General features: G+C 60.8%; 20 protein-coding genes and 3 pseudogenes. 21 read left to right on the forward strand and 2 right to left on the reverse strand.

Features of this window, described 5'->3' with window-relative positions:
* The first annotated feature begins 752 nt into the window (after window positions 1–752).
* Complete coding sequence (traA, locus tag CUJ84_RS30675; RefSeq protein ID WP_105009385.1) at window positions 753–5,390, forward strand: Ti-type conjugative transfer relaxase TraA; 4,638 nt, start codon at window positions 753–755, stop codon at window positions 5,388–5,390.
* 459 nt (window positions 5,391–5,849) lie between these two features.
* Window positions 5,850–6,740, forward strand: coding sequence for a LysR substrate-binding domain-containing protein (locus CUJ84_RS30680; protein WP_105009386.1), 891 nt, complete (start codon window positions 5,850–5,852; stop codon window positions 6,738–6,740).
* Between the two features lie 36 nt (window positions 6,741–6,776).
* Here CUJ84_RS30680 and CUJ84_RS30685 read toward each other — a convergent pair whose 3' ends face one another.
* A complete protein-coding gene (locus tag CUJ84_RS30685) occupies window positions 6,777–7,682 on the reverse strand; it encodes a LysR family transcriptional regulator (protein WP_105009387.1) in 906 nt (301 codons plus the stop codon).
* Window positions 7,683–7,790: 108 nt separating this feature from the next.
* Here CUJ84_RS30685 and CUJ84_RS30690 point away from each other — a divergent pair.
* Both CUJ84_RS30690 and CUJ84_RS30695 read left to right on the forward strand, forming a co-directional pair.
* A pseudogene (locus tag CUJ84_RS30690) lies at window positions 7,791–8,620 on the forward strand (SDR family oxidoreductase).
* Window positions 8,621–8,789: 169 nt separating this feature from the next.
* Window positions 8,790–9,071, forward strand: coding sequence for a hypothetical protein (locus CUJ84_RS30695; RefSeq protein ID WP_245457618.1), 282 nt, complete (start codon window positions 8,790–8,792; stop codon window positions 9,069–9,071).
* A gap of 152 nt (window positions 9,072–9,223) precedes the next feature.
* Here CUJ84_RS30695 and CUJ84_RS30700 read toward each other — a convergent pair whose 3' ends face one another.
* On the reverse strand, window positions 9,224–9,577 hold the full coding sequence (locus tag CUJ84_RS30700) for an RT0821/Lpp0805 family surface protein (protein ID WP_105009389.1): 354 nt from the start codon (window positions 9,575–9,577) through the stop codon (window positions 9,224–9,226).
* Between the two features lie 1,390 nt (window positions 9,578–10,967).
* On the opposite strand from CUJ84_RS30700, the gene CUJ84_RS30710 reads away from it, so the two are divergent.
* From CUJ84_RS30710 to CUJ84_RS30790, 17 genes and pseudogenes are all read left to right on the forward strand, one after another.
* Window positions 10,968–12,098, forward strand: a complete 1,131-nt coding sequence (locus CUJ84_RS30710) for a PAN domain-containing protein (protein ID WP_105009391.1) — start codon at window positions 10,968–10,970, stop codon at window positions 12,096–12,098.
* Window positions 12,099–13,252: 1,154 nt separating this feature from the next.
* Window positions 13,253–13,591 (forward strand): Dabb family protein, encoded by a 339-nt coding sequence (locus CUJ84_RS30720; protein WP_105009392.1) that lies wholly within the window; start codon window positions 13,253–13,255, stop codon window positions 13,589–13,591.
* 47 nt (window positions 13,592–13,638) lie between these two features.
* Window positions 13,639–13,818, forward strand: a pseudogene (locus tag CUJ84_RS38965) (ATP-binding cassette domain-containing protein); the annotation flags it as partial.
* 73 nt (window positions 13,819–13,891) lie between these two features.
* Entirely contained in the window at window positions 13,892–14,044 is a 153-nt protein-coding gene (locus CUJ84_RS38465; protein WP_199788875.1) for a hypothetical protein, read from the forward strand.
* A gap of 91 nt (window positions 14,045–14,135) precedes the next feature.
* Entirely contained in the window at window positions 14,136–14,420 is a 285-nt protein-coding gene (locus tag CUJ84_RS30730) for a YciI family protein (RefSeq protein WP_105009393.1), read from the forward strand.
* Between the two features lie 48 nt (window positions 14,421–14,468).
* Window positions 14,469–15,530 carry a maleylacetate reductase gene (locus CUJ84_RS30735; RefSeq protein ID WP_105009394.1) on the forward strand — a complete coding sequence of 354 codons (1,062 nt, stop codon included), beginning with the start codon at window positions 14,469–14,471 and terminating at the stop codon, window positions 15,528–15,530.
* 42 nt (window positions 15,531–15,572) lie between these two features.
* On the forward strand, window positions 15,573–16,487 hold the full coding sequence (locus tag CUJ84_RS30740) for an intradiol ring-cleavage dioxygenase (protein WP_105009395.1): 915 nt from the start codon (window positions 15,573–15,575) through the stop codon (window positions 16,485–16,487).
* A gap of 2 nt (window positions 16,488–16,489) precedes the next feature.
* Window positions 16,490–17,280 (forward strand): annotated as a pseudogene (locus CUJ84_RS38970) (SDR family NAD(P)-dependent oxidoreductase).
* Between the two features lie 39 nt (window positions 17,281–17,319).
* Entirely contained in the window at window positions 17,320–18,117 is a 798-nt protein-coding gene (locus CUJ84_RS30755) for an SDR family NAD(P)-dependent oxidoreductase (RefSeq protein WP_105009398.1), read from the forward strand.
* 125 nt (window positions 18,118–18,242) lie between these two features.
* The gene (locus CUJ84_RS30760) at window positions 18,243–19,127 is read left to right on the forward strand and encodes a sugar phosphate isomerase/epimerase family protein (RefSeq protein WP_105009399.1); all 885 of its coding nucleotides are present in this window, start codon (window positions 18,243–18,245) and stop codon (window positions 19,125–19,127) included.
* 14 nt (window positions 19,128–19,141) lie between these two features.
* Window positions 19,142–20,005 carry a sugar phosphate isomerase/epimerase family protein gene (locus tag CUJ84_RS30765; protein ID WP_105009400.1) on the forward strand — a complete coding sequence of 288 codons (864 nt, stop codon included), beginning with the start codon at window positions 19,142–19,144 and terminating at the stop codon, window positions 20,003–20,005.
* A 283-nt stretch (window positions 20,006–20,288) separates the two neighbouring features.
* Window positions 20,289–20,450 carry a hypothetical protein gene (locus tag CUJ84_RS38095; protein ID WP_158686977.1) on the forward strand — a complete coding sequence of 54 codons (162 nt, stop codon included), beginning with the start codon at window positions 20,289–20,291 and terminating at the stop codon, window positions 20,448–20,450.
* A 41-nt stretch (window positions 20,451–20,491) separates the two neighbouring features.
* Window positions 20,492–21,214, forward strand: coding sequence for an SDR family NAD(P)-dependent oxidoreductase (locus CUJ84_RS30770; protein WP_105009401.1), 723 nt, complete (start codon window positions 20,492–20,494; stop codon window positions 21,212–21,214).
* A 234-nt stretch (window positions 21,215–21,448) separates the two neighbouring features.
* Entirely contained in the window at window positions 21,449–21,682 is a 234-nt protein-coding gene (locus tag CUJ84_RS39430; RefSeq protein ID WP_432444927.1) for a cupin domain-containing protein, read from the forward strand.
* 216 nt (window positions 21,683–21,898) lie between these two features.
* Window positions 21,899–22,909, forward strand: a complete 1,011-nt coding sequence (locus CUJ84_RS30780; RefSeq protein ID WP_105009403.1) for a sugar ABC transporter substrate-binding protein — start codon at window positions 21,899–21,901, stop codon at window positions 22,907–22,909.
* Between the two features lie 28 nt (window positions 22,910–22,937).
* Window positions 22,938–24,467, forward strand: coding sequence for a sugar ABC transporter ATP-binding protein (locus CUJ84_RS30785; RefSeq protein ID WP_158686978.1), 1,530 nt, complete (start codon window positions 22,938–22,940; stop codon window positions 24,465–24,467).
* Window positions 24,464–25,480, forward strand: coding sequence for an ABC transporter permease (locus CUJ84_RS30790; protein ID WP_105009405.1), 1,017 nt, complete (start codon window positions 24,464–24,466; stop codon window positions 25,478–25,480). The genes CUJ84_RS30785 and CUJ84_RS30790 overlap by 4 nt, the downstream gene beginning before the upstream one ends.
* Window positions 25,481–25,500: the final 20 nt, after the last annotated feature.

The following is a 25,500-nucleotide window of genomic DNA, read 5'->3' on the forward strand; positions in this document are numbered from 1 at the left end:
GCGGCCCCTTCTGTCCGCCGATCTCTTCTCCTCTGACGTCCTGTGTCATCAACGAAGGAGGTCGCATTCTGACAACCGATGTGAACCTGATGCTATATACCAAGCTTGCCTGCTTCGGCTCGTCGTCCTCTCAAACCGCTTCGGCCGGGCGATGACCTTTTACAAGAGCTTCACGATCGGCTGGCCGAGGGAGCAAGGTCATCATGGAATTGGAACGAAGCGTTTTCGCGAGAGCCGGCGAGACTTGCGCAGCTGCCCCACTCCTGGCGCTTCTCATCCAGACCGCATCCACCCGGGCCTGCTCGACTGTCGATTTGCCGATCCAATTGGATTTGCGGTTAGACTAACGCAGAACCATCAGTATCTCCTTGCTTGACGTAGTCGGCCCGTGCGTAGCGACGACCTATGACCCAGCGTGATGATCTGGTCGACCCAATGTTATCGACTAGGCAGTGATGCGGCCCGATCAGCAGTCGGCGCGCAAGCTGACGCGCCGGCTTTCCCGCGTTCGACCGTTTCGGTTGCTCAGCTTAGATGGTGCGAGAAGCCTTCACCCTGGCCATGGAAGACCTCACACGCCTACTGTTCCTTTTGTTTTCGATGAGCGATGCCAGCCAACATACTAACTAGAATAACATAGTAAAATGCGCTAGCGTGCGGCGGCAAAAGCGGCATCGGCCCTTCGGTCCGATCGGTTTGAGGGCGCAATATACGTCGCTGTCGCGACGTGCTCGGATGATCAGGAGACGGCAGTGGCGATCATGTTCGTCAGAGCGCAGGTGATCAGCAGGGGAGCAGGACGCAGCATCGTCTCGGCCGCCGCCTATCGTCATCGCACCCGGATGATGGACGAACAGGCCGGTACGTCCTTCAGCTACAGGGGCGGGGCCTCCGAACTCGTTCATGAGGAACTGGCCCTGCCGGACCAGATGCCGACCTGGCTGCGGACGGCGATCGACGGCCGTTCCGTTGCCGGCGCCAGCGAGGCGCTCTGGAATGCGGTCGACGCCTTTGAGAAACGGGCAGACGCGCAGCTGGCGCGTGAGCTTATCATCGCGCTGCCGGAGGAACTGACGCGGGCCGAGAACATCGCGCTGGTGCGCGAATTCGTGCGAGACAATCTCACGTCGAATGGAATGGTCGCGGATTGGGTTTATCACGACAGGGACGGCAACCCGCATATCCATCTGATGACCACGCTGAGACCGCTGACGGAGGAGGGGTTCGGGCAGAAGAAGGTAGCGGTGACCGGCGACGATGGCGCTCCGTTGCGGGTCGTTACGCCGGACCGCCCAAAGGGCAGGATCGTCTACAGGCTCTGGGCCGGCGATAAGGAAACCATGAAAGCGTGGAAGATCGCCTGGGCGGAGACGGCCAACCGACATCTGGCGCTTGCCGGCCACGAGATCCGGCTCGACGGTCGCTCCTATGCCGAACAGGGCCTTGATGGCATCGCGCAAACACATCTCGGTCCCGAGAAGGCGGCGTTGGTCCGTAAGGGCAGGGAGCTTCATTTTGCGCCGGCCGATCTTGCCCGGCGCCAGCATATGGCCGACCGACTGCTTGCCGATCCTGCGCTCCTGCTGAAGCAGTTGAGCAACGAACGTTCGACCTTCGATGAGCGCGATATCGCCAAGGCGCTGCATCGCATTGTCGACGATCCCGCCGTCTTCGCCAATATCCGCGCGCGGCTGATGGCCTCGGACGAGCTGGTCATGCTGAAGCCGCAGCAGATCGATGCCGAAACGGGCAAAGCGAGCGAACCCGCTGTCTTCACCACGCGCGCGATCCTTCGCATCGAATATGATATGGCGCGGTCGGCGCAGCTTTTGGCGGAGCGCCGCGGATTTGCGGTTTCCGATCGGGTGGTGGCGGCCGCGATCAGAAACGTCGAGGCCCGGGATCCGGAAAAACCCTTCAAGCTAGATCCGGAGCAGGTGGACGCCGTCCGTCATGTCACCGGCGACAATGGCATTGCCGCCGTGGTCGGTCTTGCCGGCGCCGGCAAGTCGACCCTGCTTGCCGCCGCACGCGTAGCGTGGGAAAGCGATGGCCGCCGGGTGATCGGTGCTGCCCTTGCCGGCAAAGCCGCCGAAGGGCTGGAAGACAGTTCTGGCATCAGGTCGCGAACACTCGCCTCCTGGGAACTCGCCTGGGCCAATGGACGCGAGTTGCTCGAACGAGGCAATGTGCTTGTTATCGACGAGGCTGGCATGGTGTCGTCGCAGCAGTTGGCCCGCGTCCTGAAAATTGCCGAGCAAGCGCAGGCGAAAGTCGTGCTGGTCGGCGATGCGATGCAGCTCCAACCGATCCAGGCGGGTGCGGCGTTCCGGGCAATCACCGAACGCATCGGTTTTGCCGAACTTGCCGGCGTGCGCCGCCAGCGCCAACAATGGGCGCGCGAGGCGTCGCGGCTTTTTGCGCGCGGTGAGACGGAGAAAGGTCTCGATACCTATGCCCGACATGGTCATCTGATCGAGGCAGGGACGCGAGACGACATCATCGGACGGATTGTTGGCGACTGGACGGAGGCGCGCCGACAGGCGCTCCAGAACTCAGCCGCGGAAGGCAATGACGGTCGTCTTCGCGGTGACGAGCTTCTCGTGCTCGCCCACACCAATCAGGACGTGAAGCGTCTGAACGAGGCGCTGCGATCGGTGATGACGGGCGAGGGCGCGCTGGGTGAGAGTGGCTCTTTCCAGACCGAACGCGGCGCGCGGGAATTTGCCGTCGGCGACCGCATCATCTTCCTGGAGAATGCCCGCTTCCTCGAGCCACGTGCTCCCCGTCTCGGTCCGCAACATGTCAAGAACGGCATGCTCGGCACGGTCGTTTCCACCGGCGACAAACGTGCCGACACATTGCTGTCGGTCCGTCTCGACAATGGCCGTGATGTCGTCATCAGCGAGGACAGTTATCGCAATGTCGATCACGGCTATGCCGCGACCATCCACAAGTCTCAAGGGTCGACTGTCGAGCGAACCTTGGTGCTCGCCACCGGCATGATGGACCAGCACCTGACCTATGTGTCGATGACCCGACATCGCGACCGCGCCGATCTCTATGCGGCAAAGGAAGACTTTGAGGCGAAGCCGGAATGGGGACGGAAGCCGCATGTCGAGCATGCCGCCGGCGTCACCGGCGCGCTCGTGGAGTCGGGACAAGCCAAGTTCCGGCCGAATGACGAGGATGCCGACGACAGCCCCTATGCCGACGTCAAGACGGATGACGGAACTATCCATCGACTTTGGGGCGTCAGCTTGCCGAAGGCGTTGGAGGATGCCGGTGTCTCCGAGGGCGACACGGTGACCCTGCGCAAGGACGGAGTGGAGCGGGTGACGATCAAGGTTGCGACCGTCGACGAACAAACCGGCCAGAAGCGGTTCGAGGAACGTGAGGTCGAGCGGAATGTCTGGACCGCCAAGCAGATCGAAACCGCCGAAGAACGCCACGAGCGTATCGAGCAGGAAAGCCATCGGCCTGACCTGTTCAGGCAGTTGGTGGAGCGCCTGTCCCGCTCCGGCGCCAAGACGACGACGCTCGATTTTGAAAGCGAGGCGGGTTATCGCGCCCATGCCGACGACTTCGCGCGGCGCCGTGGTCTCGATCATCTCTCTCTTGCCGCAGCCGGGGTGGAAGGAAGCCTTTCCCGGCGGTGGGCCGGGATTGCCGAGAGGCGCGAGCAACTGGCGAAGCTTTGGGAGCGGGCGGGCGTTGCGTTCGGCTTCACGATCGAGCGGGAACGGCAGGTCGCCTATAGCGAGGAACGGGCCGAAACGCAAACCGTCTTGGACGCAGACGTTGTTCGTGGACGATATCTGATCCCGCCCGTCACAGTCTTCGCCAGGAGCGTGGAGGAAGACGCGCGACTGGCTCAGCTTGCGTCGCCGGCCTGGAAGGAACGGGAGGCGATCCTGCGGCCGCTGTTGGAGACGATCTATCGTGACCCGGATGCAGCACTTGTCGCCCTGAACGCGCTTTCATCGGATACAAGCATCGAACCGCGCAGGCTTGCCGACGATCTTGCCAAAGCACCGGAGCGGCTCGGCCGCCTGCGCGGTTCCGATCTCATCGTCGACGGCCGTGCGGCACGCGACGAACGAAATGCCGCGATCGCCGTCTTGACGGACCTACTGCCGCTCGCCCGCGCCCATGCCACCGAGTTCCGTCGGAATGGCGAACGCTTCGATCTCCATGAGCAACAGCGCCGCACTCATATGTCATTGCCAATCCCGGCGCTCTCGAAGACGGCGATGGCACGTCTTACGGAGATCGAGGCGGTGCTCAAGCAGGGAGGGGACGATGCCTACAAGACGGCCTTCGCAATCGCCGTCGAGGACCGTGCCGTCGTGCAGGAGATCAAGGCCATCAGCGAGGCGCTGACAGCCCGCTTCGGTTGGAGCGCCTTCACACCCAAAACCGATACGGTTGCCGAACGCAACGTGATCGAGCGTATGCCGGAAGACCTCGCGAGCATCAGAGGCGAGAAGTTGACCCGGCTGTTCGAGGCGGTGAAGCGCTTTGCCGACGAGCAGCATCTTGTCGAGCGGCGGGATCGTTCGAAGATCGTCGCGGCGGCGAGTGCCGATCAGGGGATGGAGGCAGACAAGGAGAGTGCCGCCGTGCTGCCCATGCTTGCCGCCGTCACCGAGTTCAAGACCCCTGTCGACGAGGAGGCGCGATCACGTGTGCTCTCAGATCCTCTTTATCGCCAGCAGCGCGCCGCGCTGGCGACGGTGGCAAGCACGATCTGGCGCGATCCGGCCGGCGCCGTCGGCAAGATCGAAGAACTGCTTCAAAAGGGTTTTGCTGCCGAGCGCATCGCGGCCGCGGCGACCAACGATCCGTCCGCCTACGGCGCATTGCGCGGTTCCGATCGCCTAATGGACCGGCTGCTGGCTTCCGGCCGGGAACGGAGGGCGGCGGTGCAGGCCGTGCCTGAAGCCGGGGCTCGCCTGCGCGCGCTCGGTTCGGCCTATGTCAATGTGCTCGATGCCGAACGCCAGGTTGTTGCCGAGGAGCGACGGCGCATGGCAGTCGCCATTCCCGGCCTGTCGAAGGCGGCGGAAGACGTGCTCATGCGGCTGTCGGCCGAGGCGAGGATCAACGGTCGCAAGCTGAGCGCATATGCCGCTTCTCTTGATCCGAGCATTCGCCGGGAGTTTGCCGCCGTCAGCACCGCGCTCGACGAGCGCTTTGGTCGCAACGCCATCATTCGCGGCGAAAAGGACCTCATCAACCGTGTGCCACAAGCGCAGCACCGCGCCTTCGAGGCGATGCAGGAGAGGCTGAAAGTCCTGCAGCAGGCGGTCCGCAGGGAAAGCAGCGAGCAGATCATCTCGGAACGGCGCCAGTGGGCTGTCAACCGTGGGCGTGGCGTTGGTCTCTGACCAACCGAGGAGGGCTCCATAAGCTTAGTCGTGCTTCTTTTTTGCCTGTTCTTCTGAATCCGACGCAAGTCGAAAGCGCGATGGCAGTCAGATTGAGTCACGCCCTTAGGGCATTCGCTCCTGAGCTGCGAGCGGAGGTTGTCTGATTGATGAGTAAAACTGGACGCGCGGCGGTAAACAGCTTGATCTGCCGGTTCAGTTGAGCACTCCGTTCAGCCTGAAGCCTGTATCGTTGAAGTGCCAGTACCTCGGTTGTCGATTTCGCAGGAAATCTTGGAGAAGGACGGGGCGGTCAATCGTCGTCACTCGGCGGCTGAAACGTCACCAGCCGGATGACGTTCAATATGATCTCGAATATCCGCTTGCGCATCGATATCTCTCCTTCACGATAATATGCCGCCTCTTGCCTCGCGCCTTCAAACGAGCTTATCGTCGGCCTCGAATGACTTGAGGTTATGGATGAAACGCGGACGCCTGCCATTGACGGCCTTGCGCAGTTTCGAGGTCGCCGGCCGTCTCGAAAGCTTCACGCTGGCGGCGCAGGAGCTGTTCATCTCGCAGGCGGCGGTCAGCCGGCAGATCCGCGAGCTGGAGACGTTGCTGGGCGAGGCGCTCTTCGAGCGCCGCCATCGCGGTGTCCATCTGACCGCCTCGGGCAACAAGCTGCTAGCGATCTTGACGTTATCCTTCGACCGGATCGACGAATGCCTGGAAGAAATCCGCAGCCGACCGGCGACAGCAGCGGTGACGATCAGCGTGGAACCTTCCTTCGCGGCGTGCTGGCTCGTTTCCCGCCTGCCGGAGTTTCGGGAACTGCATCCCGAGATCGACGTGATGATCGACGCCGATTCGCGGCTCGTCGAGTTCCGCAGTGGTCAGGCCGAGATCGCCATCCGCCACAGCGCCAGCGTGACCGCCTGGCCGAGGACGGAGAGCGGGCATCTCGCCGATGTCAGGATGGTGCCGGTCGCAGCGCCTGCGCTGCTCAAGGCAGGGCCTGCGATCGACCGCCCGGAAGACATGCTCCGTCATACGCTGTTGCATGAGGAGACCCGCGACGTGTGGTTCCGCTGGTTCCAGACGGCAGGCATCGCCATGCCGGAAACCGCGCGGGGGCCGGTCTATGCCGATAGCGGGCTGGTCATGCAGGCCGTCCTGCGCGGACAGGGCATAGCGCTGATGGACGATATCTTCGCCGAGGAAGAGATCAGGGCGGGCCGATTGCTTCGCCTGTCCGATCTTGCCGTTGCCCACGGCGCCTACTGGCTGGTCGCACGCAGTTTCGAGCGGCTCGCCCCGCCTGCCTCACTCTTTGTTCGCTGGATCAGCTCCCGGATCGAAACCTTCTGAAGGCGGCCGATATCGGCAGAACTCGGCCAAGGCGGCCTATCGACCGTGACGCCCGACCTCGGTCAGCGCCGTGATGAAGGCCCGCAAACCCTGCGGCACGTGACGGTGGCCGGGATAATAGAGACAAAGGCCCGGAATGGCGGGACACCAGTCGTCAAGCACGGTGACGAGCGCGCCGCTTTCGAGAAAAGGCCGGGCCGTGCGATCCGAGACATAGGCGATGCCGAGCCCGTTTGCCGCGGCCTGCGCCATCAGCTCGACATGGTCGAGCGTCAGCACGCCCGGAACGTCAACGGTAAGCTCGTGGCCGTGTTTTTCGAACTCCCAGCGGAAGAGTTTGCCGCTTGGCAGCCGGAAGCGGATGCAGGCGTGGGTCTTTAATGCGTCCGGTGTCTGCGGCGCCGGATGCGCTGCGAGATAGGCCGGCGAAGCGACGGCGACAAAGCGGGTGTCGCCGCCAAATTCCACCGCGATCATATCGAGCGGCACCGCCTCGCGAAGCCTTATGCCGGCATCGAAACCGTCGGCAACGACATCGACGAGCCGATTGTCGGTAACGAGATCGAGCGACATGTCGGGATAGCGTGTGAGAAAGGTCGGGACGGCGGCATCGAGCAGCACCCGCGCGGCGATCTCGCTGGTATTGATCCGCAGCGTCCCGCTTGGGTGGCCGCGGAATTCGTTGACCTCCTCGAGCGCCAGATCAAAATCCCTGAACAGAGGCGTCAGACGGGTGACGAGGCGCTCGCCGGCTTCCGTCGCCGCGACGCTGCGGGTCGTCCGGTGGAGAAGCCGAACTCCCATATTTGCTTCGAGCGAACGCATCATATGGCTGAGCGTCGAAGGCGACAGACCCAACTCATCGGCGGCCTTGCGGAAGCTGCGATGGTTGACGATGGCAGACAAGGCTCTCAGATCGGCAAGGGTCGGCCTGTAATTCATGGCTAAAGTTCACCAACTCATGCAGCATTCGACGGATGGAAGCAGGAATAGGCTCATCTATCTTTACCTTCAAGAGCACCGCAATCCCGCGGCATGAAAGGTAAGACAATGGCAAAGACATGGATGATAACAGGCGCCTCCTCCGGTTTCGGACGCATCATGACCGAAAAACTGCTGGCGCGCGGCGATCGCGTCGCGGCGACAGTGCGCAGGCCGGAAGCGCTCGACGATTTGAAGTCGCACTACGGCGAGAACCTCTGGATCGAGACGCTTGACGTCAGCAAAGCCGGGGCGGTGCGCCCGGTCGTCGACGCCGCCTTTCGAGCGATGGGCCGGATCGACGTCGTCGTCAGCAATGCCGGCTACGGCCTGTTCGGTGCTGCGGAGGAGGTCAGCGACGAACAGGTCCGCCATCAGATCGATACCAACCTGATCGGCTCGATCCAGGTGATCCGGGCAGCGCTGCCGCATATGCGGGCGCAGGGCGGTGGCCGCATACTGCAGGTGTCTTCGGAAGGCGGACAGATCGCCTATCCGAATTTCAGCCTCTACCATGCGACAAATGGGGCATCGAAGGCTTTATCGAAGCCGTTTCGCAGGAGGTTGCCCCCTTCGGCATTGAATTCATCATTGCCGAGCCAGGTCCGGCGCGGACCGATTTCGGGCGCGGCCTGGTGATGCCGCAGCCGATGAAGGCCTATGACGCGACGCCGGCCGGCGAAATCCGCCGCGCCATCGCCGACGGCACATTCGAAGCCAAGGGTGACCCCCTCAAAATGGCGCAGGCGATGATCGAGGCTGCCGAACAAATCCCTGCGCCGAAGCGGCTGGCGCTTGGCGCCGGCAGCTATGCCTCGATCCGCAAGGCGCTGGTCGAGCGGTTGGCTGAGCTCAACGCCTTCAAGGAGGTGACGATTTCCGCGGATGTCGATGCCTGACCGCGACCAGCAAATGTCGCTACCGGCGCCGGCCGGGTCGATGTCAGCCGGCGCCGTATGTCCAATCCTGCAATTTGCGCTATACGCGCGGTTGGCTGCCCAGCTCTGAATTCGAGGGATGATGATAACTGCGGAGACGAGCAGCGTCCCAGGGTTCGTCGCAGAACTCGTGAGGGCGGCGAATGAGGTCGACCGCCTGACCGCGAGCGAAATCGAGAGCTTGTTGCTTCGTGCGATGATCACGGTGCGCGATCTGCGCGAGCAAGCTGGCATCCCTGGAGGTGGTACTGAACACGATGCAATCGTCCGCCTGGATATCGTCGCAAAAGGCGTCGTCACATTTTCCCAAGCGAATATCTCGGCAACCCTTCGCGAAGCGGCAGATATGGTCCGGACTCTCTGGATCATCGTCGACAGCGGGACCGTTGTGACCTTGAAGCCGTCGCGGTGATCGGGTTCCGGTGCGATCCAGACTAGCAGCTTCTCGGGGGATGGGGCCGGCATTTGCGATGGACATGGGGCCCTTGCGATTGATCGTTATCCAAAGAGAGCACGGCGAAGATGCCCATGACGCGAGATCGGACGTCGAGCGCCACTCCTATCCTATTGCCCGCCCAGTTTCCAACTATCACCAGACGGGCAGACCACGCCGTTGAAGCGCGTCATGCCGTCAAGCGATTGCCGACTGGTTACAAAACCGCGACATCCGTCCGGCCCATCGTTACTGGCATCGATCTGTTCGATAATGCCCGCGCTTCCGGTCGATGGGTTGGCCCAAGCAAGCGCAGTTGCACCGACAGCACCGCGACCGACAGTATCTGCGATTACCGCCTGATCGGTCAAAGGCGTCTGGTGCTGAATTGCTGACTGGGCGATGGGCGTCTCAAGCGGCTCGATATGCGAGCATGCCGCCAAACCCGCTATGCCCATTGCCGAGATGAAATGCTTCGGATTCATCGCTCGGATAAAGCGCTTTGCCTGTTGTGTTTCAAGTTACTAATAGTTCACAATCTGGCGAGGTCTGAAGAAAACGTGGTCACTTGGAGCGGCGCGAACGTGTTCTCCAAAGTGTGGTCTAGAGGCCGTCAATGAGCTTGGGGCCCGAAAGCTGCGATTTCGAAGCTTCGGACGACGTCGATTTACCAATTTTTCCGACCTGCCTGTTTACGCTGTCTTCGCTCAAAAGAGGCGGCGATAATGGACCCCGCTGGGAACCTCCGAAACGACATCGAAGCAGCACTGCTTCGCCAGAACTTGACCGCTTGGCAGCGCGCCTTTCTGGCCGATATTCACGCTCGTCTCGAACGATCCGGCGGGCAAGCTCGTCTTTCCGATAAACAATGGCGGAAGATTTTCGAAATTCTCGGCCGGCCGAATAATGTGATTGCCCTGCCGCCGGCGGTTGGCAGCAGGTATCGGTATCGTCCCGTGGCCACGAAATCGTTCAGGCCTCATTTTGGCCGCGCGGCCAGACGGTTGAAATGGCGTCTTCGAAACGTAGCCATCGGATTTCTAGTCGTTGCCGCAGTGGCCGTTGGACAGCAAGCGTTCGATTTCGGGCGAGGACAATTTCAGTCGGCCCCAGTGACAATGCAAGCATCGCAGACGCAGGACTTTACGGTTACCGACGGAGACACCGTTCACGTTGTTGGCGAGGCGGCAGGGACCAGGCTAATCGGCTTCAATACGCCAGAAAAGTTCTCGCCCCAGTGCGAGTACGAACGCCGGCAGGGCGAGCGGGCGTCGGCACGACTTCGGGAACTGGTCGCCCGCGGCAGTGCCCGGCTGACGAAGGTCGCGTGCGCGTGTGCGCCAGGTACTGAGGGTACGAAGAAGTGCAACCATGGGCGCTATTGCGGCACCCTGCTGGTTGACGGGAAGGATGTCGGCAGCATTCTTGTCAGCGAGGGCCTTGCAGTACCATTCGTCTGTGGCAGAACGAGTTGCCCGCCAACGCCTCGGCCATGGTGCAGGGGCAACCCATGAATTTAGGCACTTCGTCTAGGGGGCCAGATCCTTCTTCTCCAGGCGAAGGGCGCAAAAGATGCTAGAATGCGATGATTGCTCGGAACGTTGCAGATCGGATCTTCGATTTGCGTCGTTTAGTTCCGCTTACTGCTATTCTGGTGGCTTCCGTCCTCGGCGGCTGCGCCTATTATTTCACGCCGCACCTCCCATAAAGCATACAGTGATCGAGTATGATTCCTGCCTGGGGATCGCTGCAGGATAGCGCTCTTTAGTCCGGCCGGATCAGTTTGCATTTGTAATTAACCGCGTCACGATTTCTACTTTGACTTTTCTCACAAGAGACCGCTTACTCGTTAGAGGGTGGTAGGGGTTTGCTCAAGTGCGTGGTCTGTGGCTCGCGTGTTTCCTTCTGTTTTCGTGGCTATCCCACGCTTGGGCCGCGAACATTCAGATCGAAAAACTTAAAGACGATATCTCTCTGATTTCGGTAGTAGGTGAGTTCACCGAAGGAGATGACGCACATTTCAAGAACCTTGCCATAACGACTGACAAAGCCGTCGTGTTCTTCGACAGCCCGGGCGGCTTGGCAGGCGTTGGGATGGAGATTGGACGTACAATTTCCATCAAAGGGTTCGCGACAGGGGTCGATCGCAATGCGGTGTGCGCTTCGTCCTGTGGACTTGCATGGCTCGCTGGCAAAATTCGCTTCATAACGCCGACGTCAAAGGTCGGCTTCCATGCGGTTTTCAAAGACGACGCGGGACAGAAAGACGTCAGTAGCGCGGGCAACGCCCTTGTCGGGTCGTATCTTCAGCAGCTTAACCTGAACGCCAACGTCATCGTATATGTGACCAACGCTGCACCAGGGGCTATGCAGTGGCTGACGGCAGACGATGCCAAGCGGATTGGCTTGGAGATCGACCTGCTCACTGATGATTCACCTCCGCAGGCCGGGCCGGTTCCGTTCGGTGGAGACGCTAGCGCCAGCTATGCACCGACGACGGTCACCATCACGCCTCCGCCCCAACCGCAGGGGCCGGCTTGGCGACTCTACGAATATACCGACCTCCCTGGCTATGATTTGCCTGGCATGCCGCTCAAGGTCTTCACGGCCGAAGACTGCAAGCTCGAGTGCGATGGCAATGATCGTTGCCGGGCTTTCACCTTCAACGAAGCGCACAACGTCTGCTTTCTCAAGGGAATGGCCTCGGAAGCCATGCAGTTCTCAGGTGCCGTATCTGGCTACAAAGGCAGCGATGGAGACATTCGTCGCATCGGGCATGATTTCGGCCCCTCGCTGCAATTCCGCACTAGCAGAAACGTGGAGATCACGGGCAAACCATTCGCGAAATTCAATGGCTCGACGTTGGACGCATGCCAAGACCAGTGCATAGCAACGGCGGCGTGTGAAGGCTTCAATTATTACCGCAACGGCATGTGCTTCATGTTTAAGGTTCGGAAACCAACCCGCAACAACTTGCTTTCCGTGGCGGGGAGCCGAACGAATTGAAGTATTGGGCTATTGGTGCAGTTGCACTCCTTTCGGCTGTGGCATTGGTCGCCGAGCCCGTGTCGGCTAACACGCCCTGCAGCGGCCGAAAAGGCGGTATCGATCACTGCCAAGGTTCCACATTTATTTGTCGTGACGGATCGGTGAGCGGCAGCAAGAAGTCGTGCGAGGCCACGATGGGTACGGTTGGTATTCTCGGATCGCAGGCTGAAGAAATGGAGCCCACGCTTTCGGGTGATTGCTCATGTCGGGGCTGGAACCACTGCACGGGGCCGAGAGGAGGTCACTACTGTCTGACGGACAGCGGAGCCAAAAGCTACATTCGCAACTAGACCCGATCGACGATGCTGACAACGAGTGCAAGTTGGATTCCTCGTTGACGGAATTTTCGAGGCGGGCCCTCTTTGTGAGGTGGACGAAATCGCCGCCAGACATCCCTGAAGATAATCCCGACCGCTTTCTTCGATGCCATGAGACCCGATCCGTCTGGCCTGGCCAGTGTTCGGGTTCGAAATCGAGGGTCGCTTGGATGAAAATCCAGATCGGGGCCGTGTCCCGGAAGTTCTTGGCAAATGGGGCCGTCGCCTTGGTGTCGCTCTCGTAGATGTCGATCGCGTTGTTGACGTGCACGAAACTCGAGAAGCGTTTCTTCTTGGCCACCGGAGCGCGCAGCATCCAACTGTTGTTGAAGACGTAATGCGGGTCGTCGGCAACGTGGGTTGCCGCGAATTTGAACAGTTGGCCGCCAGTGTGCAGGTCGTGGGTGGGGCCAGGCTTTCGCTGGTTCCAGCCCTGATTTCCGTAGACGTAGAAATAGCCCGATCGTCCCACCTGCACTCTCGGAACGGAAGCGGCGTCGGTTTAACGGCGCTGCATAGCGTAGCACCTACAGCCGGGCTGTTTCTTGCGCAGAGCGCGAAAGTGTTTCCCTTTGTGAGGCCTTTTTCCCGAAGTTCAAGAAGTTAAGTTTTGACCCACGGCGGAGGAATGCCGTTGGGAGGATTTCATGAGCTTCAATTTGTTTTGCCGGGTCGGCCTTGTTCTGCCTGCCTAACAAGGCGTCGAGCCCCTGCAGTCGGGAAACATGATTTCCCAAGACCTCAACCGAGCCGGTCCTCCGGCAGTCCAAAACTCAAAAATCAAGAAGTAGATCGATGATCAAGCATATCGTCATGTGGGACGTCCGTGGGGAAAGCGCCGAGGAAAAACAGGCCGCCGCCTTCGACCTCAAGGCAAAGTTCGAGAGCCTCCGCGGGGAAATCCCCGGACTGTTGTTACTTGAGGTCGGCATCGACTTCTCTCGCGTCGATTACGCCTGCGATGTCGTGCTCTATTCCGAGTTCACGGACGAAGCGTCCCTTGAGGGCTACGCAACTCATCCCGCGCACCTGCGGGTCAGGGATTCCCTGAAGGACGTCCGGATCGCCCGACACCAAGTCGACTATTCCCCGTTCAAGAGCGCCAGCGCGCATGCAACGCCGACTGAGGCGTGAAGGCGGAGGAACCTATGACCATGACGATCACGCAGTCCCAAGACCTCATGTCTTCGCCGGTCCTGAACGTCCGAGGCCTCCGCAAGACCTATGGCGGCGTCGTCACTCTGAAGGGTGTCGACTTCGACCTGATGCCGGGCGAAATCCACGGGCTGTGCGGGGAAAACGGAGCCGGCAAATCGACCTTGGTCAAGATTCTCGGTGGTCTTGTCGCCCCGACGGAGGGATAAATCGCAGTCGACGGCGTCTCACTCAAGGGCGGCCGCCGAACCGACCCTCGGCTGATCTCGATCGTCCATCGTGCTCCAGTCGCCGATCGACGATGGCGTCTACGCCGCCCAGGCCGTCGCTGACGTCGTCGACGGCAAGACGTTGAGAAGAACCCGCTTCCTGCCGCATGAGATCATTACGAAGGACAACGTGAAGGATTGCTACACGGCCAACGGGAAGTGATCGACGCAGGCTCGGTCGCGGCGTGCGAGCTGCTACCGCTCCATCCGAGCTGACCCCTGAGGGAGAGCGATGACGATGAAAGGAAAAGTCCATGCTCTTTGCGGTTCATTGCCTTGACCATGCGGATGGCCTGCCACGCCGCCTGGCGAACTACGACGCCCACAAGGCATATCTCTCCGCGGGCGCGGTGAAGACCATAATCTCGGGACCGCTTGTCGCCGATGATGGCGAAACCATGATCGGCTCGCTCTTCGTCTTCGAGGCCGACAAGATCGACGACATAATCGCGTTCAACAACGACGACCCGTTCGCCCACGCCAATGTCTGGCGGCAAGTGGACATCAACCCATTCTTGAAGCGCGTCGACAATCGCTAGGAACGCAGGAGGTCCGGTCCGATCGAGGCCGGAATTCGAGGAACCAACATGCAGTCTTTCGTCTATAACGGCCAGTCGGCCAGAGTGATTTTCGGGTCAGGAACGTTGGCCCAGCTTCCCGCGGAAGTCGATCGTCTCGGGCTGAAGCGGGTCTTGGTACTGGCGACGCCGCCGCAGGCCGAGGATGCGGAGAATCTTTCCGCGCTTCTGGGCGCGCGTTCGGTCGGTGTCTATTCTCAAGCGACTATGCACACACCCGTGGACGTGACCGATGACGCGATGAGGGTCGTGGCCGACAAGAACGTCGACGGCCTGATCGCAGTCGGTGGCGGATCGACCACAGGGTTGGCCAAGGCGATCGCGCTGCGGACCGATCTGCCTCAGATCGTCGCCCCGACCACTTATGCCGGATCGGAAATGACCCCGATCCTTGGCGAGACCAAGGACGGGCAGAAGGTCACGCAGAGCAGCCCGAAGATTCTTCCGGAGGTTGTCATCTACGATGTGGACCTCACCCTCACCCTTCCCGTCGGCATGTCGGGCACCAGCGGCATGAACGCCATCGCCCATGCGGTCGAGGCTCTCTACGCGAAGGAGCGGAATCCGGTCGTGTCGCTGATGGCGCTGGAGGCGATCCGGGCCTTGGCACGGTCGCTGCCGCTTATCCACGACGATCCAGCCGATCGCGACGCGCGGGCCGACGCGCTCTATGGCGCGTGGCTCTGCGGCATCTGTTTGGGTTCCGTCGGCATGGCTCTCCATCATAAGCTCTGCCACACGCTGGGCGGCTCGTTCGATTTGCCACATGCGGAGACCCACACCGTCGTCCTGCCGCACGCGCTCGCCTACAACGCGCCCGCCATCCCCGAGGTGATCGAAAAACTCCGGGACGTGCTTGGCCACCAGGACCCCGCTGCGGCGCTTTTCGAACTCGCGGGACGGATCGGCGCGCCGAGGTCTCTGAGAGAGATCGGCATGCCGGAACACGGTGTCGAGGTGGCGACCGAGCGCGCACTGGCCAACCCGTACTGGAACCCCCAACCATTGGAGCGCGACGGCATCCGCGCGCTCATCGCCCGCGCCTATGCGGGCGAGGCTCCGGCCATTTGATGGCGAGCAATTCGGGCCGAGGAGGATAGAAAATTGTCTGAGATGAGCCAAACCGAAAGGTCGAAGCCCAAGTATCCCTATTTCGAGGAAGAGACCTCGGTCGACGTCGTCAACGCGAGAATGGGGCCGGACGTCGATCCACGCCTGCGCGAGGTCATGTCCGTTCTGGTGAAGCACCTCCACGCGGCGATCAAGGAGATCGAGCCCACGCACGAGGAATGGCTCCAGGGGATCAAATTCCTCACCGAGGTCGGGCAGATGTGCTCGGATTGGCGTCAGGAGTTCATATTACTTTCCGACACCCTCGGCGTCTCGATGCTGGTCGACTCCATCAACCATCGCCGCCCCAACGGTGCGACAGAAAACACGATCCTCGGGCCGTTCTATGTTCCAGCGGCTCCGCGCTACGCCAACGGGATCAATATTTGCCTGGACGGCAAGGGCGAGCCGATGGTCGTGCGCGGACATGTCGTCGACACCGATGGCAAGCCGATCGCCGGCGCTCTCGTCGACGTCTGGCAAACCAATGACGACGGCTTCTATGACGTGCAGCAAAAGGACGTGCAGCCAGATTGGAACCTCCGCGGCGTGTTCACCACGGAAAACGACGGCTCTTACTGGTACCGGGCGGTCAAACCCCGCTACTACCCAATCCCCGACGATGGTCCGGTGGGCAAACTGCTGGGTCACCTGGGCAGACATCCCAACAGAGCCGCGCATATCCACTTCATCGTGAGCGCGCCGGGCTATGACCCTGTCATCACCCACATCTTCACGCCGGACTGCCAGTTCCTCGCGGAAGACTCGGTTTTTGGCGTCAAGGACTCCCTCATAGCGGACTTCCAAAAGGTGACCGATCCGGCACGGGCGTACGAACTCGGATTCGAAAGCCCCTTCTGGGCGGTCGACTGGGATTTCGTCCTCGCCGCGAAAAAAGACCCCGCGAAAGAGAAATGACGATGCCGCAACTCACCTTCGAACTTCCCGACACGGTCGTAGTGACCGGAGCGTCGCCCGGCCTTGGCCATGAACTTTGCAGCCTTCTCGTTGAGGCGGGAGTGGCCACGGTCGGCGTCGATCTTGCAGCCGCCCAGGACAAACCTCGCCGCGCTCGCGGGGTACCATCACGTCGGGGGGATGTCGCCGGAGAGGCGACGTGGGAGAAGGTCGTCGCCCGCCTGAGGTATTCGGGCGCGAAACGCATCGGCCTAGTGACGTCTGCAGCCATCCTCGACGTCGGTACAATCCTGGAGGCCACACCTGCGATCATGTCCCGGGCGCTCAACGTCAACATCGTGGGCACTGCGCTGGCGATCAAATTTCTGCTGCCCTGATGATCGATGCCCATGACGGGACAATCGTGGCGGTGGCGAGCGTGAACGCCACGTTGGCGGAACAGCAACTCGGTATCTACAACGCCACGAAAGCGGCGGTGCGACAGTTAGCCCGGACGGTCGCGCTCGACCACTCGCGCAGCGGCGTCCGCGTCAACGTCCTCAGCCCCGGGCCTATGTTGGCCGGCCTCTTCAAACGCCACCTCGAATCCGCCACCGACAGCGACAAGTTCTTGGCAACCCGGTCGGCGCGCCAGCCGGGCGGCCGCATCCTAGAGGCCCGCGAAGTCGCGCAGGCGGCGATGTTCCTGTTGTCGAGCGGTTCGACGGCGGTTCTAGGCGCGGACCTCGTCGCCGACGGCGGGCTGACCGCGAGCTTTGTTTTCCGAACCGGGGAGGAAGGCGCTTCGATCTGACGCGCCCCCGATATTCAAACAATCCAAGGGACTAGAGAAATGGAAACTGGACTGAAGGGTAAGATCGTGTTCATCACGGGTGCCGCCAACGGCATCGGCCGCGCGACCGCCGTGGCGTTCGCGCGCGAAGGCGCTACGTTGGGCCTCGTGGACATCGACGAGAAAGCCATGGCCGAGGTCAAGGCCGAAGTCGCCGCCGCGGGCGGAACGGCCCACACCGCAAAGGCGGACCTGTCCACCGGCGTTGGCGTATCCGCGGGCCTGGACGAGTTGCTCAAGGCGACGGGCGGCGCGGTAGACGTGCTCGTGAACAATGTTGGCTCGGGCGCGATCCGCACCTTCGACCAGCTGACCGACGAGGAATGGGAGAAAACCTTCTCCCTTAATTTCATGAGCTATGTCCGGGCTACGCGGAAGCTGCTTCCGATCCTCCGCGAGCGGAAGGGCGTAATCGTCAACAACGGTTCCGATCTCGCCCGTCAGCCCGAACCCGTGCCGATCGACTACTCGGCGTCGAAGGCCGCCGTTCTCGCCCTGACCAAGGGCCTCGCGCGCGCCGAGGGCAAGGCCGTGCGGGTCAACGCGGTCGCTCCGGGACCCATCTGGACCCCGTTCTGGACCAAGCCGGGCGGCTTCGCCGAGACGATGGGCGCGTTCCACAAGATGGAGCCGCAGGCGGCTGTCGAGCACGAAATGAAGCTGCGGCAGCTTCCCCTCGAACGCCTTGGGACGCCGGAGGAGGTCGCCAACGTGGTGGTCTTCCTCGCGTCCGACCTCGCCAGCTTCGTCACGTCGGCTGTTTGGGGCGTGGACGGCGGCAGTATCCGATCGATCTGATCCCACCTCATTGTATATCTTTGGGCTACAATGTTGATCTCCGCGGCGTAATTTATCGCTCCGGGGCTTCAGTATATAAAAGGCAATTCAAACGGATGCGGCGCGTGGCCGCCGGGAGTATGGCAATGACTGGGAAAAACGGCATCGAGTTGCTGGCGGCGTTCTTCACACTCGGAGGCGACGTCTATCCGTTCGGTCCGACCGAAATCAGTCCGATCCCCTTCAAGGATCGCGTCGAGGCGGCCGCCAAGGTTGGCTACAAGGGCATGGGCCTGATCCACGCAGACGTTCAGGCTACGGCCGCCCAGATCGGTCTCAAGGAAATGAAGCGGATCGTCGACGACAACGACATCAAATACCTCGAGTACGAGTTCCTCTCCGGCTGGTATCTCGACGGCGAGCGCCGGGCGAAGTCGGACGTCATGCGGACGGAGATGCTTGACGTTGCGCAGCGTCTCGGAGTCCGAAATCTCAAGATTGCTCCCGGCCTCGGAAGCGATCTCTACGCGCCGACCGAAGCGGAAATGACGCCCGACGTCGACCGCATGCGCGAGGCATTCGCCGGAGTGTGCCGCGATGCGGCTGAGTACGGTGTCAGGGTGGTCATGGAGATCATGCCCTTCTCCAACGTCAGGACGCTGGAAGTGGCGCGCGCGATCGTGGAAGGGGCGGATCAGCCCAATGGCGGCTTGCTCATCGACATCTGGCACATGGCCCGCGGCGGCATCCCCTACAAGGACATCGAGAAGATCCCGTCCAGGTTCATCGGTTCGATCGAGCTGGATGACGCCGACGCCGAGGTGAAGGGCCTCCTTTGGGAAGACACCATCTACCATCGCCGCCTGCCCGGCGAAGGCGTGCTGAAACCCAAGGAGTTCATCCAAGCCGTCGAGAACGCCGGTTACGAAGGCCCGTGGGGCGTCGAGATCATCAGCGAGACCTACCGGAAGCTTCCGCTGGCCGAACAGGCCAAGCGTTCCTTCGAAACCACCGCGGCCCAGTTTAAGTAAAGAAGGAAGACAAGATGAAATACCCCACCGAAAATCGGATGCTGTGGCTGTCCCAGGTCCGCAGCGTCCCCTATCGGCAGCGCGTGGAACTTGCGGCCAGCAATGGCTTCGGTTGGCTTAGCACTTCTCCGATGGATTACAAGAACACGCGCGCGGGCGGGCTGTCTGACAAGGACATCCGCTCGATCGCCGCCGACAACGGCGTCCGGCTGAGCTACCTTGACCCACTCACGAGCTGGGTCCCCGACGGCCTGACCCCTGGCGAAGACCCCGACATCAAGCCCTACCTCAACACGACGCCGGACGACTTCTTCCGGATCGCCGAGGCCTTGCAGGTCGACCGCATCCACCTGATCGGCAGCTTTCCGGAGGGTCGTTACACTCTCGAAGAGCTGACTGGCCACTACGCGGCGATGTGCGACCGCGCCGCCGAAAACGGACTCAAGTGCCTTATCGAGGCAATGCCGCTCTGGGGCCTGAAGACCGTGGACGAAGTCTGGACGATCGTCAGGGACGCCGGCCGGAAAAACAGCGGAATCATCTTCGACACCTGGCACTATGTCCGCGGCGGCCGCAACGATGCGCTTCTCAAGGAAATCCCGGTCGGAACGTTTGACACCGTACAGATCGCCGATGGTCCCCTTGTCTGCCCGCCGGGGCGCTCGATGAAGCGGGACTGCCTCTCCTACCGGGTGCCGATCGGTCAGGGAGAAATCCCCAACCTTGAAATCCTCAAAATCCTCAAGGACGCCGGGCATATCGAAAGCGTCGGTCCCGAAATCTTCTCCGACGCGCTCGACAAGCTCGAAGGCGACGAGATCATGTCGCGCCTGATGCCGGGTTTCGAAGCCCTTCTCGACGAACTCGACAAAGCATGAACCACTCTAGTCGGGGGCAGGATGTCCCTGCCGCCGGCCGCCTCTCCACGGAAGTCGCCCGCGATTTTTGCAGATTCCGGTAAAGTGTTTTCCGCGCCACCCACTTCCGATCGTTCGCGTGATTGCTACTGTCCGGCCTGGAGGGGTTTCGGCATCGTCTGCTCGATCGGCCGCCGACGTCGGCGGCCGCGGAATGTCGCCTGTGCATCTGGAGGAACACCGTTTGCGAGCGCTAAGATTCCATAAAGCCAAAGACCTTCGAATTGGAGAGCCACTGGCGCGCTTGATCGCCAGCGGGAAATTCCCGGTCGAAAAGATCGTGACGGGCCGCGTGACGCTCGACGCCGCGGTAACCGAAGGATGCGAAGAACTCACCAAGAAGGGAAACGACCACCTGAAAATTCTGATCAGGATGGCCGACGTTTCCCCCGCCGACCAGACATAGCAGTCGGGCGCTCAAACGACACATCACAGAGGAGGAAAAATATGGGTAGGCTTCAAGGCAAGGTGGCGATCGTCACCGGCGCGGCTCAAGGCATCGGGCGCGCCGTCGCCGAGCTGTTCGCGGCGGAAGGCGCGCAGGTCATCGCTGGAGACGTGAAGAAGCAGCCAGCGGCTCTCGCAGGCATCGTGAACCAAGACCTGGATGTCTCCGACGAAGCCAATTGGAAGGCCGTCGTCGACTTCACACTCCAGGCTCATGGCCGGATCGATGTTCTCGTGAACAACGCGGGGATTGTCTTCAACTATGGGCAGATACTCGACACTAGCCTTGCCGATTGGAACAAGGTGATCGGCGTCAACCTGACCGGATCGTTCCTGGGCATGCAGGCAGTGCTGCCCGCGATGCGCAAGGCCCGCTCGGGGTCGATCGTCAATTTCTCCTCGATCTGGGGGAATGTGGGTGTTCCCGGTGCTGCGGCCTACAACGCCGCGAAGGGCGGCGTCCGCAACATGACCAAGAACGCCGCGGTGTCCTATGCGCCAGACAACGTTCGCGTGAATTCCGTCCATCCCGGGCTCATCCGCACTCCGCTGGTCACGGCCCAGTCCGAGAAGATGAACAACGGCATCATCAGCAACACGCCGATGGGTCGAATGGGAACGCCGGAAGAAGTGGCCCAATGCTGCCTGTTCCTGGCGGGCGACGATTCCTCGTTCGTCACAGGAAGCGAACTGGTCGTCGACGGCGGTTATCTCGCGCAGTAGTTCCGCGAACCCGATGATACCGAAATGGACGTGATGAACAGCCAGACCGAACCCACGATCGAGCACGGTGGCAGTTGCAATACCATTTCATGGTCCCCAAGGAGTCGGTGCCGGCGGTGACCGAGGGGTTTTATCTCGAATATGTCTCCGAGTGCGAGATCGCCGTGGCCCCGTCTGGGGCCGCATCGGCACAACACCCATGAGTATTACTAGATGCTCAAGGGCAAGGCGCACATGCGGATCGGGCACGAAAAGTGCGAAGTCGGACCTGGGGACTTGATCTACATCCCGCCGAACGCCGTGCATTCGACCTCGCCCCTTGGGAACGAGCCGATGCGGGCTCTTGCATTCGCGGCGAGTTTCCTTTTCTTGCCCGCGCTTCTACCCGTAGGCGTGGTTCACCAAGAAACATGCTCGATGAATTTGCCGAAGTGGGCCGCGATTACATCTCGGATCCTTGATCTGTAAGCATGAAATACGAGCTGAGACCTGAGCATTTAAGCGCGATCGGCTTCGAATGCACTTGGTTTGCGGCTGCCGACTTAGCCGTTTCGCGTCGCGCACCAGAACGACCGTACGGCAGACGCCTTTTTCCCACGGAACGCAAAACTGTTTCCCCCAAGCGCGTCTTTATCCCACTTCGCGACACTAGCATAACCGTGGCCGAGGGAAGAGGAGGAAAATATGTTCAATACCCTTAGACTAGCTTTCGCCACCAGCATTTCCATTTCTGCCGTTATGATCGGAAGCGCCAGCTACGCCGAAACGATGAAGCTTGGTCTCTCGATGCCGACGCTCAATACCCCGTTTTTCACGGTATTGGTGAACGCGGCGACAGAACAGGCCAAGTCGTCCGGCGGGGATGTGGTTCAGACGACCAACGCCAACCGCGACGCAAGCCAGCAGGTCACTGACTTCCGTAATCTGATTAACGCAGGTTCCAACGTCATCCTGGCCGGGGTGGTAGATCGTGCCGCTATCAAGCCGGCTCTGGACTACGCGAAAAGCAAGAATGTTCCCGTCGTCATCGTCGACGACAAGCCTGCGGCCGGTGACGTCTACGCAGTGGTGCGCGCCGACAATCTTGCCATGGGCGCGCGTGCCGCGGAAGCACTTGCGACGGCGATGGTCGACAAGAACGCGACGGTTCTCAACATCACTGGCGGACTGACAACGACCAACGGCCGAGACCGTAAGAATGGTTTCGACGAGGCCTTCAAGAAAATCTCGACCGCAACGGTGATTGAGCAGACGGCCAACTGGGATGGCCCGCAGGCCGCCAATGTCGCCTCGACGGTGATGAGCGGCAATTCGGAAATCGCTGGCATCTATCTGGCGACGGACACACTCTACTATGATCCGGTTGCCGCCGCGTTGAAGTCTCGTGGCCGCCTCGCAAAGGTCGGCGAGGTTGGTCACATCGCAGTCGTCGCAATCGACGGCGGTGCGAGCGCTCTCAAAGCCATCCGCGACGGCTATCTGGATGCGACGGTTTCGCAGCCGGTCACCGATTATGCCAAGTACGGCGTCATGTATCTCCAGGACGCTCTGGACGGCAAGGAAATGAACGAAGGCCCGACCGATCACAACAGCACCGTGGTCAAGGACGGTAAGTACTTCGTGGACAATCTGCAGTCTCCCGTCGTGACGAAGCAGAATGTCGATGACAAGGGCCTCTGGGGCAACGCCAAATAATCACAACATTTGTCCTGGAGTGCTGAATATGCTGGAAAGCCCGTCGGAACAACTTGTCGCAATCGACAGCGCCGTAAAGCGTTTCGGAGGGACCGTTGCTCTGAACGGGCTTTCCATATCGATAAAAAAGGGGGAATCTCACGCCCTGATCGGTCGAAACGGTGCTGGCAAATCTACCCTGGTATCAATCCTGACCGGGTTGCGAGCGATCGATTCAGGGTCTTTTCTCCTGAATGGTGCCGCTCCCCCCGCGTTGAACGATCGAAACGCTTGGCGCGAGGCGGTGGCGTGCGTCTACCAGCACCGAACTCTCGTGCCGGATTTGACCGTGGCCGAGAATCTCTATCTCGGACGGTATCAGGGCAAACAGATGATCTCGTGGCGCGGCCTCAACCGCCAAGCGGCGGCGGCGCTCGAAAGCTGGGATATTCCGATCCTGCCTACCACTCCGGTCCGCGAATTGGGGGTGGGGGAGGCCCAGATGGTGGAAATCGCCCGCGCCCTTAGCCAGGGCTCAAGGTTCGTGATCCTGGACGAGCCGACCGCGCAGCTGATTTCCAGCGAGATCGACCATCTGATCGAGCGGGTGAACGAACTGCGCGCCAAGGGGATCACATTCCTTTTCATCTCACACCACCTCGACGAGGTCCCGAAGGTTTGCGACGCGGTCACCGTGCTGCGAAACGGGCGCGACGTATTGCATGGCAACGCGAGCAAACTCACGACAGCCGAAATCGTTTCAGCGATGGTGGGCGACGAGGGGGCGGGCAAAGCACTCACCTCCAGTGAGAAAGTGTGCCGCCCAGCATTGCCCACGAGCACGCCGGTGGTACTCGAAGCGAACCTGCGGCTTGATGCATGCGAGGACCCTCTCGGTCTCACGCTGCGGGCGGGCGAGGTCGTGGGTTTCGCCGGACACTCGGGGTCAGGCACCCGTCAAATCGCGCTTGCCCTCGCGGGCCATTATTCAAAATGGTCGGGTGCGATCAAATTGAACGGAAGAGAAATTCCGAAGCCCTGGAAACCGCCAACGGCGGTGAAAAATGGGGTCGCACTTCTACCGGAGGACCGGATAAAGACCGGCCTGGTCGGCGAAATGTCGATCGAAGACAATATGACTCTACCGAGCCTGAAGGCATTCACCAACCGCGTATTTTTGAACGGCAAGGCGCGTCGGAAGTTCGCGGAGGACAATCGGTCCGAGCTCGGCGTTGTCTGTCATTCCGTCAGACAAAATGTCGGTGAGCTGAGTGGCGGCAATCAGCAGAAGGTACTCCTGGGGTCCGCATTGAGCACGAACCCCAGCGTACTAATTCTCCTGCACCCGACCGCAGGCGTCGACATCGCGTCAAAGGCAACCATTCTCGACATCGTTGAGCAACGACGACGTCGAGGACTTGCAGTCATTCTCGTCAGTGACGAGCCAGAAGAACTCGCGTTCTGCGACCGAGTACAGGTCTGGGTTCGCGGCAAGAAAGTCGTCGAGAAAAGCGGCATGAACGAGGAAGAGCTCGTGTCCGCCATGGAAGGCTTTCACATATCTCGGGAGGAAAAATGACCCACACTCAAACAACGGGCGTCACCGGAACGGACCTCCGTTCCCGCCGGCTCCTCAGCGACCTGTTCCAACCTGAATGGGCGATAGTGCCGGTTCTGGTTGTCGTCATGATCGTAGGCACGCTTCTCAACAACGCGTTCCTCTCCTACGACAACTTTTACGGTGTAGTGCAGCAGGCCAGCGAACTTGGCGTGCTCACGATGGGACTTACCCTGGTTCTGATCGCCGGGAAGTTCGACTTGTCACTCGAGTCGACTTTCGGCCTTGCGCCGATGGTGGGCGTGTACTGCCTCCTCGAAGCAGGTGGCTCGGGCCTCAATTTTGCGAATTCGCCGCTTCTGGCGCTCCTGGTGATCTTCGCCGTGGGTGCCATTATTGGCGCGTTCAATGGTTTGCTGGTGATCTACCTTCGGTTCAACGCCTTCATCGCAACCTTGGCGACGCTGATCCTCCTGCGCGGCATCAGCCTCGGATTGACTCGCGGCGAGACACTCTCCGACCTGCCTGTGCTCCTCACATTCCCTGGAGACTCCACGTTTCTGGGTGTGCCCGTCTCCTTCCTGCTTGCCTTGACCTTGCTCGCCGTTCTTACGGTCTTCCTGTCGCGGCACCGGGTTGGAAGAATGCTTTACGCCGTCGGTGGAAACCAGCAAGCAGCTCGGGTCGCCGGCATCCCGGTGGAGCGTGTCTTGATGGGAGTCTTCATCGTTGCGGGCATCCTTGCTGCGCTGGCAGGGTTGCTGCAGGCGGGCCGGATCGCGTCCATTCCTTCTTCGCTCGGGCAAAATCTGATCTTCAACGCATTTGCGGCCGCGGTCCTCGGTGGAGTCAGTCTCAACGGAGGGCGAGGCACGATCGCTGGTGCCTGTGGCGGTGTGCTGCTGCTTGTCCTCATTCAGGATGTTTTGGTTCTCTCCCAAGTACCCGCCTATTGGATCAACGCGACTACAGGCGGCATCATCCTGATCGCTCTATACATCAGTAAAATTAGTGGGGCGGATAAAGGCAACTGAAGAACTCCGCTGGTTCATTC

Origin of the sequence: Rhizobium leguminosarum (assembly GCF_002953715.1) — a bacterium.
Classification (GTDB): domain Bacteria; phylum Pseudomonadota; class Alphaproteobacteria; order Rhizobiales; family Rhizobiaceae; genus Rhizobium; species Rhizobium leguminosarum_V.

What these genes read in the sequence shown, in the direction of transcription:
- CUJ84_RS30680 (WP_105009386.1), top strand. Translation starts at nt 5,850, where the DNA reads ATGAAACGCGGACGCCTGCCATTGACGGCCTTGCGCAGTTTCGAGGTC.
- CUJ84_RS30685 (WP_105009387.1), bottom strand. Translation starts at nt 7,682, where the DNA reads ATGAATTACAGGCCGACCCTTGCCGATCTGAGAGCCTTGTCTGCCATC.
- CUJ84_RS30700 (WP_105009389.1), bottom strand. Translation starts at nt 9,577, where the DNA reads ATGAATCCGAAGCATTTCATCTCGGCAATGGGCATAGCGGGTTTGGCG.
- CUJ84_RS30720 (WP_105009392.1), top strand. Translation starts at nt 13,253, where the DNA reads ATGATCAAGCATATCGTCATGTGGGACGTCCGTGGGGAAAGCGCCGAG.
- CUJ84_RS30730 (WP_105009393.1), top strand. Translation starts at nt 14,136, where the DNA reads ATGCTCTTTGCGGTTCATTGCCTTGACCATGCGGATGGCCTGCCACGC.
- CUJ84_RS30735 (WP_105009394.1), top strand. Translation starts at nt 14,469, where the DNA reads ATGCAGTCTTTCGTCTATAACGGCCAGTCGGCCAGAGTGATTTTCGGG.
- CUJ84_RS30740 (WP_105009395.1), top strand. Translation starts at nt 15,573, where the DNA reads ATGAGCCAAACCGAAAGGTCGAAGCCCAAGTATCCCTATTTCGAGGAA.
- CUJ84_RS30755 (WP_105009398.1), top strand. Translation starts at nt 17,320, where the DNA reads ATGGAAACTGGACTGAAGGGTAAGATCGTGTTCATCACGGGTGCCGCC.
- CUJ84_RS30760 (WP_105009399.1), top strand. Translation starts at nt 18,243, where the DNA reads ATGACTGGGAAAAACGGCATCGAGTTGCTGGCGGCGTTCTTCACACTC.
- CUJ84_RS30765 (WP_105009400.1), top strand. Translation starts at nt 19,142, where the DNA reads ATGAAATACCCCACCGAAAATCGGATGCTGTGGCTGTCCCAGGTCCGC.
- CUJ84_RS30770 (WP_105009401.1), top strand. Translation starts at nt 20,492, where the DNA reads ATGGGTAGGCTTCAAGGCAAGGTGGCGATCGTCACCGGCGCGGCTCAA.
- CUJ84_RS39430 (WP_432444927.1), top strand. Translation starts at nt 21,449, where the DNA reads ATGCGGATCGGGCACGAAAAGTGCGAAGTCGGACCTGGGGACTTGATC.
- CUJ84_RS30780 (WP_105009403.1), top strand. Translation starts at nt 21,899, where the DNA reads ATGTTCAATACCCTTAGACTAGCTTTCGCCACCAGCATTTCCATTTCT.
- CUJ84_RS30785 (WP_158686978.1), top strand. Translation starts at nt 22,938, where the DNA reads ATGCTGGAAAGCCCGTCGGAACAACTTGTCGCAATCGACAGCGCCGTA.
- CUJ84_RS30790 (WP_105009405.1), top strand. Translation starts at nt 24,464, where the DNA reads ATGACCCACACTCAAACAACGGGCGTCACCGGAACGGACCTCCGTTCC.